Genomic DNA, 12,097 nt, shown 5'->3' with positions numbered 1-12,097 from the left:
GCGAAGGGGTCAGCGAAAAGGCAAAGAACAGGGTCCCGACGAGTAGGCCGACAACATTTGGATACATAGGCTTTGTATTATCTCCGACTGAGCAACCGCGACGGCACGAGGATCGGCAGTAGTATAGCCCACTTCAGGTCCATCACCCGCATGATGGTCCCCACCCGCGAGGCCTTCCATGCGCATCGTAAGCCTCGCCGCGCCTTTGATCATAACCCCGGCCAAGTCGCACCGGCGAGCGCACGCGTCTAAGCCCGCTCGGACGCTGGGAGCGCCGCACCCCAGTGCGGCGCGGCCTCGCAAGCAAGCGCAGCGTTGGGTTCCGCGGATAGACCGCGCCGCACTGGGGTGCGGCGCTCCCGGCGGCCGGAATTATGACCAAGCCCGGCTTCGCGGTCGCGGCCATCCCCGAGGGGCTGCCGGCCATCCTCACGATCACCCATAAAAACCTGCTCGGGCTCGTGGTGCCGGGCGACCAGGGCCATGGGCCACCAGCCGGGCTGGCCGAAGCGCTGATTGACCCCGGCGGCGACCGCCGCGGCCTCGGCGTGGGGTCTGGCGATAGGCCGGCAGTTTGCTGCGGGTCGGGGCGGCGATCTGCAACAGCGTGAGGCGGCCGATCCATTCACCATCTCGGCGCAGGGGAACGCCAGAGCGGCCGAGCGATGCGCTCCGGCCAGGCGCGCACTGGATGTTCGACCAGGTGGTAGAAGGCTACACCGGCCATGTTGCAGCCGATCCAGGCGACGATCAGACCGCCCAGGTGCAAGGCCGGTTCCGTGCCACCCCAGCGGGAGAAGCCGGCGTTGATCAGTAGCGCAATGGGAAAATGTATCAGAAACAACGAGTAGGAAATCCGACTACAATAGCTCCCGAGGGTGCGACGCAGTCCGGGCGGGGTGGTCAGGCCGCCGTGGCAGCGGGCGAGACCCAGGCTGAGGGCTACGACCAGTGCCAGGGCGATGCGCGAGCGAAAATCCATCGCCAGGGCCGGCAGCGCAAGCAGCGCCAGTGCGGCCAGCCACCAACGCGCGCGTGGCTGGCCGGAGGCCCAGAAGGCGGCGACCCCCAGACCATAGGCGCCGAAGAAATAGGGCCCCCAGTCGTCCCAGTCGGGGTTGCGGTTGAACACGTAGAGCGAGGCGGCCGTCAAACCGGTGACCAGCGCGACGCCGATGGGCCGGGCGCGGCCACTTGGCCAACGCCGACCAAGCCAAAGCAGGGCGAGTAGCAGGGCGAAGAGTTGGAAATCGATGGCGACGTACCAAACCCCGGCCGACAGTGAATCCATCCCCAGCACCCCGTGCAGGAGCAGCGCATGCGCGACGACCTGGGCCACCGTCGGGGCCGCGGGGATCGAGTCGTGGTCCATCCAGGCGCGCGCGACCGCGGCGCAGCCGATGGCGATGCTGACGGCGGCGAGATAGGGGATGATCAGCTTGAGATAGCGGCGGAGCAACAACAGGAGCGGTGTTGGTGTGTGCAGGCGTCCGTCCGGCGCCAGGCTGCGCGCCGCCAGGAAACCACTGCTGACGAGGAAGACCTGCACGGCGATACGCGCATGGTCGGATAGCCACTCGATGACCCCGGGCAACAGCGCGTAGGCATAATCCGACATGGGTCCGTAAAAGGCGAGGTGATGCAGAACGACGAGCTGCGCGCCGATGGCCTTGAGCGTGTCGATGAAGGGCAGGCGTTGCGGGTGGTTCATGGCGCTGGTTCAGTCGGTATGGCAGAGAGCGCAAGCATTCCAAATAGCATCCGTGAGCATACGCCGCCCTTCATTCTTGAAACAAATCCATTCTATTATACCCCAGTAGCGGGCGGCGAAGGAAACCGACGGCTCGCGGGTCTTCTCACGGAGCATCGGCCGCGCCTGTCGCCTTGGACCCCGGAGCCGCGGTGCGGGAGGCCGCCCGCGTGGCCTGTCAGACCCCTCACAGTAAAGGGGGCGACGCGGCTGGTGAGGCGCACGAGCTGGAAGCACCGGTGGGCCTCGATCAAGATTCCGGCCACTTGGGCTTGCCGGGTTCGTAGTCAGGCCATCCTGGCCTGACACCGTCAGGGCTGGAAGCCCTGACTACGCACGCCGCTGGCCGGGATTACGATCAACGGCGCACCAGCGTCCTGGTGAGCGCGTGCTGCCGCACAGACCGCCCGGCCAAGGCGGCGCACGCTCGCACCCCTCAACACACCGGAACAGCGACCGTGAAGACTGATTCGCAACTCCCGCAAGATGTCATAGCGGAACTGAACTGTAGCCACCCGATGGAGGTGGGTGACGGGGACCGGTCCCGTCTTCCGGCATTCTTCGCCTTGGCCTTCGCGTGGTCCTGGACATGCTGGCTCCTGGCTCCCGCCATCAAGGCCCGGTCCGCCCTGGTGGCCGGAGTGCTGTCCGGTCCTTGCCCGCGCTGCAAACGCGGCACGGCTGGCGCGTTTCGAGCCTGATCCTGGGCGCGATGTGGGGACTGTGGCACCTGCCGTTGTTCTTCACTGCCGACACGCTGCAGGGCCGGATTCCGCTCCTGCCATTCCTGCTGTCCACCGTCGCCCTGTCGGTCGTGTTCGCATGGCTGTACAACCGCAGCCGCGGCAGCGTGCTGCCGGCCCTGGCGCTGCACACCGCCGTGAACTGGTGGGCCTGGGTCGTGCCCGGGCTGCTGGTAGCCGGCAGCCCTCGGCAGTTCGCCCTGGTGCTGGGCCTGCTCGTGCTGTCGGCGATCGGGCTGTTGGCCTGGCCAAACCGTCGTGCCTGGGCGGCCCCGTTTCCAGACTCCAAGGACTGATCTTTGGCAGGAAAAAGCGCCGTCCTTCGCAGAAATCAAGCCACTTGACCCAACCCGCCCCGCCGGCATTCATCATCTTGCCTATGCCGAGCATCCGGGACACAATGGGCCTGGGATAGCGCTCTCCTGGTGCCCAATCCCGCAACGCGGCGCGCCGAACTTTTATGGGCCTTGCGGGGATAGCAGGCGCGTCTGTCCATTTCAGAGCCAGCGCATCTTTTGGTACACACCCATCGTGGCAGCCGCGAACCGCCTCATTCTGTCAAAGCTTCGCGGGGGGCGGGGGGATGCGCGGCCCGCTTCCGATCTTGCGCGGGCGCGTCAATGTCCGGCGAATGCCCGCGCAAGCTTGGGTTTTGGAGTTGCATCGCCGGATTGCTCGGCGACGCTGCATAACACAGGAAAAGGTAACGCCAATGCATCCTGGTTTTTTTGATCACCTCTTGCTCATCGGCAAGTTTGAACTCAAGAGGAGTTTCGCAACCCGAAGCGGCCTGCTGTCGATAGTGACCTTTGCCGTGGTTTGGTGTGTGATTCTGCTTTATCCGCTGCGCCTTGCTGCCGAACTGTTGGTGCAGGAAAAGGGCTTGATGCAAGGCTTCAGCTTTTTTGACGTCATTGGTTTTGGTTCGCTACAGCAATGGCCCATCCCTGAATTCGGCCTGTTTTGGCATTTTGCGCTGCTTATCTTCCCGCTGTTGAGCATTATGCTTGCCGCCGACCAAACCTGTTCTGATCGTGAACGCGGTACCTTGCGGTTTATCGTCGTGCGCAGCAGCCGCGACCGTGTATTCTTCGGCCGGTTCGCCGGCGTTATGATGATTCAGGCGCTGTTGATCAGTGCCGCCGGACTAAGCACCCTGGCGTTGGTACTGTATCGCGATGCCGCGCTGTTTTCTTCAGCATTGCCTGACCTGTTCGTCGTCACCGTTAATCTGGTCCTGGCCGTTCTGCCCTTTACCGCCATGATGGCGGCCTTATCCGCCAAGGTCAAGTCGGCACGACAAGCAACCGTCTGGGCGGTCTTGATCTGGACCTTTCTGGCCGGCATTATCGGCGGTTTTGCCTACTACCTGCCGACACTTGGTTTTCTAAAATTGCTGGTCCCCGGCTATCAATTATCCGCCCTGGCGGAACTGTCAGGCTGGCAAACGCTGCAACTGGCTTATGTTCCCCTGTGGCAAAGCCTTATCTTATTGGCTCTGGGGCGCTGGATAATGGCAAGGCAAACGCTATGAAGTCACCGCTTATTGACTGTCAACAACTGACCCACGTCTATTCCGGCAAAGTCGCGCTCTCCAATGTCAGTTTTAAACTGGACGCGGGTGAACCGGTCGGCTTGGTCGGTCCCAATGGGGCCGGTAAGACCACCTTGCTCAGTATTCTGTCCGGTTTTTTGCGTCCCACGTCGGGTACCGTCAGGTTGTTCGGTCAGCCGCCGGGTGCAACCCAACTCATCGGCAAGGTCTCCGCGCTACCCCAGGTTGCGAGACTGGACCCGAGCTTTACCATCATCGAACAACTGGTTTTTTATGCCCGGCTACAGGGATTCACAACACAACAGGCAGCCCTGGAAGCAGGCCGGGTGTTGGAAGAAGTATCACTCACAGAAGCGACCCATGAAAAACCGGCGGTGCTCAGCCACGGTATGGCAAAGCGGGTGGCGATTGCCCAGGCGCTGATCGGAAAACCGGCGCTGATCTTACTGGATGAACCGACCGCGGGGCTCGATCCTGTCAATGTCCGAACGGTGCGTGCGATCATTGCCGAACGGTCGCCGGCGACAACCTTTGTCATCAGTTCCCACGATTTGGCTGAACTTGACCGGTTGTGCAAGCACATTTTACTGCTGGAAAACGGGATTTTACAGCCGCAGACCATTGGCCTGAACGAAGAACAGGCTGTCATTCGCTATATCACCCTGCAAATGGAAACCGGCGCGGCATCGGAAGTGATTGCTGAACTTAAGGCCTTAGGCGGCGTGCTGCAGGTCACTAACCCGCAGAAAAATGAATTTATCGTGGCCTATGATCCTGGCTTGCAACCTCACATGGATCTGCAACTGATGCAATGTATCAATAGTCATCACTGGCAATATCGGCAGTTAAGCCACGGCAAGACCTTGGAAGAAAAGCTTTTCTTTAGGGACTAACGGACGAGGACGCCCTGCCGGCCTGGATGCAGACCGAAGAGATGATGCGAGCCATGAACACACTAAAGGCATTCTCCGAGAAAGAGCACGCTTACCATGCCTACCAGGCGCGGCAGGACTATCTGCGCGAACAGCAGAGCATCCAGCTCGAATTCGACGACCTGCGTGCGGAGGTCGAGCAGGCGCGGGCGGACGCGGAACGCGAGCGGGCAGCAAAGGAGCAGGAGCGAGCGGCCAAGGAGCAGGAGCGGGCCGCCAAGGACGAAGCCTTGGCCGAGAACGAGCGGCTGAAGCGCTTGCTCGCCGACAAGCTGGAACCGTCTGACCCCGTGACGGGGTAGTGCTCTCGGACTGTCGTCAATTCCTGGTTCCGCAGAAAACCCGGTCGAGTACGCGACGCGGAACGCTCGTCGGTTGGTTCCGCGCGGGATGCGGTCCGCGCAGCGGACCCTACCCGGCTTCCCCCCAGTTTCTCCCAGGCACTACTGACACTATGGCACGCAAAGACGCAAAGACAATTCATGAAGCCTTCTCGCGGTTTTTTGAAATGCCCACGAGGGAATCCCTCCGCTCACTGCTAAAAGAGCATGTAGGCGAACTACGCAACTGCGATTTCAAGGAAGAGTGGCCGGAGAATGCCGCCGTCGCAAAGCATGTTCTCGGCATCGGCAACGCTGGTGGTGGCTGCATCATCTTCGGAGTTGCCGAGAATGAGGATAAATCATCTACTCCAATAGGTTTGGCACAGCTTAAGGATAAGGCAGACATTTCTAATGGCATCAAGGTGTATCTTCCCGAGCCATTGCTGGCCGCGCTTGAAACGGCCGACTATAAGTACGCGGCATCCGAATACCCGGCTCTCGTTGGAAAATTGTTCCAAGTGGTCTTCATTTATCCTCGGCCAGATGCACTCCCTTTTGTCTCAGAACGCGGCGGCACGGGCTTGCGCGCGGGAGCCATTTACGTTCGTCGCGAGGGTCAAACCGAAGAGGCGACGTATGGCGAAGTTCAAGCGTTAATTTCTGAGCGCTTCCTCGCTTTCCAAGAGACTATCGAGGTTCGTAATCTCAAGGAACATTTAGAAGAATTGAAGGTGCTATACGAAGAAATCCCAAGGAACTTGTCAGCGCCAGGCACCATCTTCGCTCCTCTTTTGTCTAAGAGTGCTCAACAGATCGCTACGCTACTAATGGGCGAAACAAAACCAAACCCCAAGTTTCCTGAAGAAAGTTATCAGGATTTCGTTAAAAGGATGCTTGACAGTAAGAAATCACTTATTGAAAATCTTCTCGGCGTGGCAAGGAATGCCTAACCATTCGCTCAACTGGACACATTGCGGCAGGCCGACAGCTTGAGTGCGGGACGCAGAGGATAGTGCTGCACCATCAGGCGGCTTCGGAAACCACCCGCTCAATCTGCAACGGATAGATCCCGCTCTTCTGGGCATCCAGGATGGTGATTTCGCTAACGCCATCAGCGGTATAGCCAAGGTTAATGTTCCATCCCACCCACTCATCCCACAGGATCTTTCCCTTCGAGATCGCGATGAATAGGGGTAGACGGATCGGGCAGCAGGGCCAAGTCGGCGCGCCCCTGCAAGGGGTAGGGCAGCGGCTCCAGCGGATGGACCCTTCCGTCTCGGTCGATCTCGACTTCGATCATGCTCAGCATGGATCAGCCTCGTGTCTGCGGTTGCTGCGGGCAGCGCCAAGGGTCGACCAAGTATAAGCCGCTTCTCCCCGGCGAGCAAAAGCGAGCGAAACCGCAGCAATTCCAAACTTAGATGATGCGGCGGATCTCGGCACCTATGCAGTCGTGTTGATCCCGCTCACGGTTTCGCTTAGGCGCGATCACGATGACCGAGCCGAGCCCCGAAGGGGCATGACATACCAGCCCAGGGCAACGCCCTGGGTATCAGAGGATATCGTGTAAAGCCCTGAAGGGGCGTGACATTGGGCGACATCATGGCCCACGCAGCGGGCCCATCTCTGCCGCTATGTCACGCCCCTTCAGGGCTCAACGGGGAACCGACCAACACCCAGGGCGTTGCCCTGGGCTGGTATGTGTCGCCCCGTTGGGGCTTGGGCTGGCGCCGGGCGCGCGAGGTCCGCTTGGCGGCGAAGCTCCGGTGAACCTCGGTAACGGGAGATTGCCAAGTTTTGAATTGCTTGGGTAACGTGTCCGCGTCGTGGCCGTCATCGCGGGGCATCCTCGGCCAACCATCCGCCGCGGAAGCCGGCGCGGTGCAGACCCGTGCGGATCGGCGCCGAGCCGCGCAGCAGGCGCCACAGCAGCCCGGTGCGAAAATTCTCGATCATCAGCACGATCAGACCCTGATCGAGTCCGAAGGTGCCGGCGGAGACCCAGCCCCCGTGCACGGTGTCGTTGAAGCCGCTGGCGCGTGCGGCCCGGTCGCCGATGGCGGACCCGCGCGTGAGCAGCCGCCGGATGGCCGGCAGGGCAATCTCCGGTGCGAAGACCAGCGACGCCACCACCGACGGGCCGGCGAGCGTGCCGTCATCGGGGCCATAGGGCACGCCGCGTGCGGCGTAGCCGTAGAACGACTGGCGGCGCCCGGCGATGCGTTGCCGTGGGGCGCGGGGCCCGTCGCCGGCCGACAGGCCCCAGGTGTCCTCCCCGTAGCCGACGAAGCCGCGCGGGTTTTGGATGGCATACGCGCGCTGCACGTAGGTGGCGCGGCGGCTGTTCTCGAAGTAGTCGCAGTAGAGCAGCGCGGTGTCGATCAGCGACAACTCGCAACGCCAGGCCCGCGTGCCGCGGTCCAGGTGCAGGAAGTGGAAGTAGAAGCCGCGGTACCCGGTCGATTCCGGGGTGCCGCGCTGGTCGCTGTCCCGGAAGAAGCGCAGCGCGGCCAGGCTGCGTTGCAGCGCGTCGGCGCGCGTCATCCAGCCGCGCTCGACGCCCACCGGGTAGGCCGAGAGGGCAAAGCCGACGACCGCGATGCTCGCGTGCGCGCCCGGCCGCGAGGTATTCGGCCACCAGGCCGTTGGTGCGGTTGGTGTGTCGGACGAAATAATCGAAGGCGGCGCGCTGCAGGCCATCCAGCATGGCTTCGTCGGCCGGCGCCAAGGGCTCGGCTTGCGTCGCGGAAGGTATGACCGCTATCTGGCTCAGGGTCGCATTCCCGATAGCGATGGCGTTACGGTTCTTCGCGACGACGCTCGGGCCGCGACGCCGGCGGGCCGGTCTTGGTGCCGACTGAAGCGAGCGCCGGCGCCAATCAGCCGCCGTCGGCCAGGTGCAGCCAAATCTCATTGCGCCGCATGAACCATGGCGTGAACGGCGGGTTGTAGCGCGAGTAGACCGGCTCCCCCGACCAGGCGAGATTGGCGGCGCGCAAGGCGGCCTGCAACTTCGCCAGGTGTTCGTTGTAGTTGGACTCCGACCAGAACCCGGAGAAGCGGATGACCGCCACGCGACTGGGCGGCACCTCGCGCAGCTTGACCCGTGGGTCCAGGGGTTCGGGTGCGCTGGCCAGGGTCACGTCCTTGGGCAACACGAACTGCACCAGAAAGCCGCCGGGCGCGGCGGCCTGGGTGACGGGTGCCGTCATCGCAAGCTTGACGGGCACGGCCGCCTGGGTCACCGGCGCCGTCATCGCGAGCTTCCGCTCGCCCTTGTTTTTGCCGAAGATGTAGCCCGCCAGGATCGGGAACGCCTGGCCGCCGGCGTCGCCCGCGGGGCCGGGCACCACGATTTCGGCCACGGTGTAGGCGCCGTACTCCCGTACTTCGACGCCGGCGAGTGTGCGGACGACCTTGAATGCGGGCTCTTCGGTGGCGTGGCTGGGCATAGGGATGGCGAACAGGGCGAGGGTCGAGAACAGGGCGGCGACAAGCGCGGCGGCGGGTCCGAACGGTTTGCCGGCGGCCGGTGGTTTCATGGTCAGCGTGGGCATGGTCATTCTCCTTGCGCCAGGATGGCCTGTCGTTCGGGGTCTTCCGAGTCAGGCCGCCAGGGCGGGATAGTCAGTATAGGCTTTGCGCCCGGCACTTTGAAGGTCGCCATGGGGTGCGATCAGAACTGATGTGGTGACCGAGATCCCGGGTACGCTGTCGTTGTCGTTGTCGTTGTCGTTGTCGTTGTCGTAATCGAATAATCCGACTACGACTACGACTACGACTACGACTACGACAACGACGCCCGGTCCGCGAGAACATTGCACGCCGGGGCGCGTCGGGTCTGTGCGGTGGGACACCCAAGAAAGGCTGTCCCATGGTTGACATCGGCCCCCGTGCAGCCCAGATTCCGGGGTCAACTCCCACACCGGACCCCGACCGATGGATGCACTGGAACAAACCGCCGCCCGCTTCGCCGCCCTGGCCCCCGCCTGCGACTACTGGACGCTGCGTCTGGTCGAGGAGTCGTCCGAACACCTGGAGGTCCGCCAGGGGGTGGTGGAGCCCAGCGCCCTGGGTGAGTCACTGGGGGCCATGGTCACGGTGGTGGCCGGCGGCGGGGTCGGCTACGGGGCGACCAGCGACCTCAGCGCGGCGGGCTTGCGGGCGGCGGCCGCCGCGGCACTCGGGTGGGCGGCGGCCCACGCGGAGCTTGGCCTGTTCGCGGGGGCCATCTACCCGCGCAGCGCCCTGCGGGCCGACTACCGCTCCCCGGTGGCGGAACCCTGGGACTCGATCGGCCTGGCCGAGAAGCTCGGCCTGCTCCAAGACGCCAACACGGCCCTGGAGATCGATAACCGCATCGTCGACTGGTCCGCCTGGCTCGCCTGGCGTCGCGTCCGGCAACTGCTGGTAACCAGCGACGGGGGGCACATCGACCAGGTCTGGGAGTATGTGAGCCCGGGCCTGGCGGCGGTCGCCAACGCGGGGAGCCAGACCCAGCACCGTCACGGCGGCGGCGCGGACTGGTCGCAACAGGGGGGCTTTGAGCGGATCGCCGCCGTTGGCCTGCTGGCCGACGCGCCGCGGGTGGCGGCAGAGGCCATCGCGCTGCTGGAGGCCCCCGAGTGCCCGTGCGACACCCGTGACCTGGTCCTGACCCCCAGCCAGATGGTGCTGCAGATCCACGAGAGCATCGGCCATCCGCTGGAGTTGGACCGCATCCTGGGCGACGAGCGCAACTATGCCGGAACCAGCTTCGTGACGGCGCAGATGTTCGGCACCTATCGCTACGGTTCTGATCTGCTGAACGTCACCTTCGACCCCGGGGTCCCCTCTGAACTGGTCACCGGCGCCGCCGACGACGACGGCACCGCGACCCGGCGCGAGTTCCTGATCCGCAACGGACTGCTGGAGCGGCCACTGGGCGGGCGCCTGTCGCAGGCGCGTAGCGGGCTCAGCGGGACCGCGAATGCCCGCGCCTGTGCCTGGGACCGGCCGCCGATCGACCGGATGGCCAATATCAACCTGGAGCCGGGGCAGGGGAGCCTGAACGACCTGATCGCCCGGGTCGAGCGGGGCGTGCTGATGGACACCAACCGCTCCTGGTCCATCGACGACAGCCGCAACAAGTTCCAGTTCGGCTGCGAGTGGGGGCGCCTCATCGCGGATGGCACCCTCAAGGGGCTGGTGCGCAACCCCGGTTACCGCGGCCTCTCGGCCGACTTCTGGCGCAGCCTGGACGGGGTCGGCGGGGCAGACACTCGGGAGGTGCGCGGGGTGCAGAACTGCGGCAAGGGTGAGCCCAACCAGGCGGTCTATGTGGGACATGCCACGCCGCCCGGGCTCTTTCGCACTGTGGACGTCTTCGGGGGTGGCGAGTGAACCAGGAAAGCTTCTATCGGCTCGCCGGCCGGCTCTTCGAGCAGCTCCAGGGCGCGGAGCACCTGTTCTGCGACCTGGGTTGTGAGTCGTCCGACTTTGTCCGGCTCAACCAGAACCGCATCCGCCAGGCCGGGGCGGTACGCTCGGCGGGTCTCGGGCTCAACCTGATCGACGGGGAGCGGCAGGCACAGGCGTCCTGTGATCTGAGCGGCGACCTGGACGACGACCTGAACCGCGCCCGGCACCTGCTGGGGCGGCTGCGCGAGCGCATCGTCCATGTGCCGGCGGACCCCTATCTCAATTTCTCCACCGAGCCCACGGGCAGCGAGCGCTGGGTGGGCGAGGACCTGCCGGACGCCCGCGCCGCGGTCGCCGAGGTGCTCGCAGCTGGCACTGGTCTGGATCTCGTCGGCATCTGGGCCTCCGGGGAGATCCAGGAGGGCCTGGCCAGTTCCATCGGGCACCGGCACTGGTACGGGGGCCGCAGCTTCAATCTGGACTGGAGCTGCTATCTGGAGGCGGACAAGGCGGTGAAGGCGGGCTACAGCGGGCTCACCTGGGACCCGGCGGTGCTGGCCGGCAAGCTCGCGCAACTGCGCCAAGGGTTAGAGGTGATGGGCCGTCCCGCCCGCACCATCGCCCCGGGACGTTATCGCGCCTACCTGGCCCCCGCGGCGGTGGCGGAGCTGATGAACATGCTCGCCTGGGGCGGGTTCGACCTGAAAAGCCAGCGCACCCGTCAGACCCCCTTGCTGAAACTGGTCCGCGGCGAGCGCGCCTTCGACCCCCGGGTCAGCATCCGCGAGGAGCAGGACCGGGGACTGACCCCCGCCTTCACGCCGGAGGGCTTCACCACGCCCGACCGGGTCACCCTGATCGACGCGGGCCGTTTCGGCACCTGCCTGGTGGATGCGCGTGACGCCAAGGAGTTCGGCGAGCCGGTCAACGCCGCGGGCGGGGCGCCGCAGTCCGTCGGGCTCGACCCGGGTGACCTCGCGCCGGCGGAACTTCTGACCCGACTCGACACGGGCCTGTGGATCGGCAACCTCTGGTACTGCAACTGGTCTGACCCCAACGACTGCCGCGTCACCGGCATGACCCGCTTCGGTACCTGGTGGGTGGAGCACGGCGCGATCGTCGCCCCGGTCAAGGTCATGCGCTTCGACGACAGCCTCTATCATCTGCTCGGCGACCGGCTGGAGGGCCTGACCCGCGAGCGGGAACTGCTGATGGACCCGGGGACCTATGAGGGACGCAGTACCGAGAGTGCGCTGTTGCCGGGGATGCTGGTGTCGGGGATCGAGTTGGCGCTGTAGGTCACGAGTCAAGAACAAGTTAAACCCGGACACAATCGTTGTCGTTGTCGTTGTCGTTGTCGTTGTCGTAATCGGAGAAGCGATGCAATTTGGGGT

The 12,097-nt window shown here is 64.2% G+C and carries 13 protein-coding genes and 1 pseudogene; 8 read left to right on the top strand and 6 right to left on the bottom strand.

Annotation, left to right across the window (positions count from 1 at the left end; all coding sequences use genetic code 11):
- Positions 1-374 precede the first annotated feature (374 nt).
- Positions 375-611: a hypothetical protein gene (locus QZY48_RS31550; RefSeq protein ID WP_295438131.1), complete on the top strand. Its 237-nt coding sequence runs from the start codon at positions 375-377 to the stop codon at positions 609-611.
- A 14-nt stretch (positions 612-625) separates the two neighbouring features.
- Here the strand turns inward: QZY48_RS31550 and QZY48_RS31545 are convergent, their stop codons facing one another.
- Positions 626-1,711 carry an acyltransferase family protein gene (locus tag QZY48_RS31545; RefSeq protein ID WP_295438129.1) on the bottom strand — a complete coding sequence of 362 codons (1,086 nt, stop codon included), beginning with the start codon at positions 1,709-1,711 and terminating at the stop codon, positions 626-628.
- 694 nt (positions 1,712-2,405) lie between these two features.
- Between QZY48_RS31545 and QZY48_RS31540 the strand changes: the two genes are divergently transcribed.
- From QZY48_RS31540 to QZY48_RS31520, 5 genes and pseudogenes are all read left to right on the top strand, one after another.
- Entirely contained in the window at positions 2,406-2,789 is a 384-nt protein-coding gene (locus QZY48_RS31540; protein ID WP_295438126.1) for a CPBP family intramembrane glutamic endopeptidase, read from the top strand.
- Between the two features lie 416 nt (positions 2,790-3,205).
- A complete protein-coding gene (locus QZY48_RS31535) occupies positions 3,206-4,027 on the top strand; it encodes an ABC transporter permease subunit (protein ID WP_295438125.1) in 822 nt (273 codons plus the stop codon).
- A complete protein-coding gene (locus tag QZY48_RS31530) occupies positions 4,024-4,941 on the top strand; it encodes an ABC transporter ATP-binding protein (protein WP_295438123.1) in 918 nt (305 codons plus the stop codon). The genes QZY48_RS31535 and QZY48_RS31530 overlap by 4 nt, the downstream gene beginning before the upstream one ends.
- A gap of 2 nt (positions 4,942-4,943) precedes the next feature.
- Positions 4,944-5,282 (top strand): annotated as a pseudogene (locus QZY48_RS31525) (hypothetical protein); the annotation flags it as partial.
- A 152-nt stretch (positions 5,283-5,434) separates the two neighbouring features.
- A complete protein-coding gene (locus QZY48_RS31520; RefSeq protein ID WP_295438117.1) occupies positions 5,435-6,253 on the top strand; it encodes an RNA-binding domain-containing protein in 819 nt (272 codons plus the stop codon).
- 73 nt (positions 6,254-6,326) lie between these two features.
- On the opposite strand, the gene QZY48_RS31515 is transcribed toward QZY48_RS31520, so the two are convergent.
- The 5 genes from QZY48_RS31515 to QZY48_RS31495 all read right to left on the bottom strand — a co-directional run bounded on the left by QZY48_RS31515 (position 6,327) and on the right by QZY48_RS31495 (position 9,127).
- A complete protein-coding gene (locus QZY48_RS31515; RefSeq protein ID WP_295438114.1) occupies positions 6,327-6,449 on the bottom strand; it encodes a hypothetical protein in 123 nt (40 codons plus the stop codon).
- A 4-nt stretch (positions 6,450-6,453) separates the two neighbouring features.
- Positions 6,454-6,612 carry a hypothetical protein gene (locus QZY48_RS31510; protein WP_295438112.1) on the bottom strand — a complete coding sequence of 53 codons (159 nt, stop codon included), beginning with the start codon at positions 6,610-6,612 and terminating at the stop codon, positions 6,454-6,456.
- A gap of 524 nt (positions 6,613-7,136) precedes the next feature.
- The gene (locus QZY48_RS31505; protein WP_295438110.1) at positions 7,137-8,003 is read right to left on the bottom strand and encodes a glucoamylase family protein; all 867 of its coding nucleotides are present in this window, start codon (positions 8,001-8,003) and stop codon (positions 7,137-7,139) included.
- 179 nt (positions 8,004-8,182) lie between these two features.
- On the bottom strand, positions 8,183-8,860 hold the full coding sequence (locus tag QZY48_RS31500) for a heme-binding protein (protein WP_295438108.1): 678 nt from the start codon (positions 8,858-8,860) through the stop codon (positions 8,183-8,185).
- Between the two features lie 48 nt (positions 8,861-8,908).
- Positions 8,909-9,127 (bottom strand): hypothetical protein, encoded by a 219-nt coding sequence (locus QZY48_RS31495; RefSeq protein WP_295438104.1) that lies wholly within the window; start codon positions 9,125-9,127, stop codon positions 8,909-8,911.
- Positions 9,128-9,242: 115 nt separating this feature from the next.
- On the opposite strand from QZY48_RS31495, the gene QZY48_RS31490 reads away from it, so the two are divergent.
- Together QZY48_RS31490 and QZY48_RS31485 are read left to right on the top strand one after the other, a co-directional pair.
- Positions 9,243-10,685, top strand: a complete 1,443-nt coding sequence (locus QZY48_RS31490) for a TldD/PmbA family protein (RefSeq protein ID WP_295438101.1) — start codon at positions 9,243-9,245, stop codon at positions 10,683-10,685.
- The gene (locus tag QZY48_RS31485) at positions 10,682-12,001 is read left to right on the top strand and encodes a metallopeptidase TldD-related protein (protein ID WP_295438099.1); all 1,320 of its coding nucleotides are present in this window, start codon (positions 10,682-10,684) and stop codon (positions 11,999-12,001) included. The genes QZY48_RS31490 and QZY48_RS31485 overlap by 4 nt, the downstream gene beginning before the upstream one ends.
- Positions 12,002-12,097: the final 96 nt, after the last annotated feature.

It is taken from the genome of uncultured Thiodictyon sp. (genome assembly GCF_903828115.1).
GTDB lineage: Bacteria > Pseudomonadota > Gammaproteobacteria > Chromatiales > Chromatiaceae > Thiodictyon.
This window is presented reverse-complemented; position numbering and strand designations above follow the sequence as displayed.

What these genes read in the sequence shown, in the direction of transcription:
- QZY48_RS31545 (WP_295438129.1), bottom strand. Translation starts at nt 1,711, where the DNA reads ATGAACCACCCGCAACGCCTGCCCTTCATCGACACGCTCAAGGCCATC.
- QZY48_RS31535 (WP_295438125.1), top strand. Translation starts at nt 3,206, where the DNA reads ATGCATCCTGGTTTTTTTGATCACCTCTTGCTCATCGGCAAGTTTGAA.
- QZY48_RS31510 (WP_295438112.1), bottom strand. Translation starts at nt 6,612, where the DNA reads ATGCTGAGCATGATCGAAGTCGAGATCGACCGAGACGGAAGGGTCCAT.
- QZY48_RS31530 (WP_295438123.1), top strand. Translation starts at nt 4,024, where the DNA reads ATGAAGTCACCGCTTATTGACTGTCAACAACTGACCCACGTCTATTCC.
- QZY48_RS31550 (WP_295438131.1), top strand. Translation starts at nt 375, where the DNA reads ATGACCAAGCCCGGCTTCGCGGTCGCGGCCATCCCCGAGGGGCTGCCG.
- QZY48_RS31490 (WP_295438101.1), top strand. Translation starts at nt 9,243, where the DNA reads ATGGATGCACTGGAACAAACCGCCGCCCGCTTCGCCGCCCTGGCCCCC.
- QZY48_RS31500 (WP_295438108.1), bottom strand. Translation starts at nt 8,860, where the DNA reads ATGCCCACGCTGACCATGAAACCACCGGCCGCCGGCAAACCGTTCGGA.
- QZY48_RS31505 (WP_295438110.1), bottom strand. Translation starts at nt 8,003, where the DNA reads ATGGCCTGCAGCGCGCCGCCTTCGATTATTTCGTCCGACACACCAACC.
- QZY48_RS31520 (WP_295438117.1), top strand. Translation starts at nt 5,435, where the DNA reads ATGGCACGCAAAGACGCAAAGACAATTCATGAAGCCTTCTCGCGGTTT.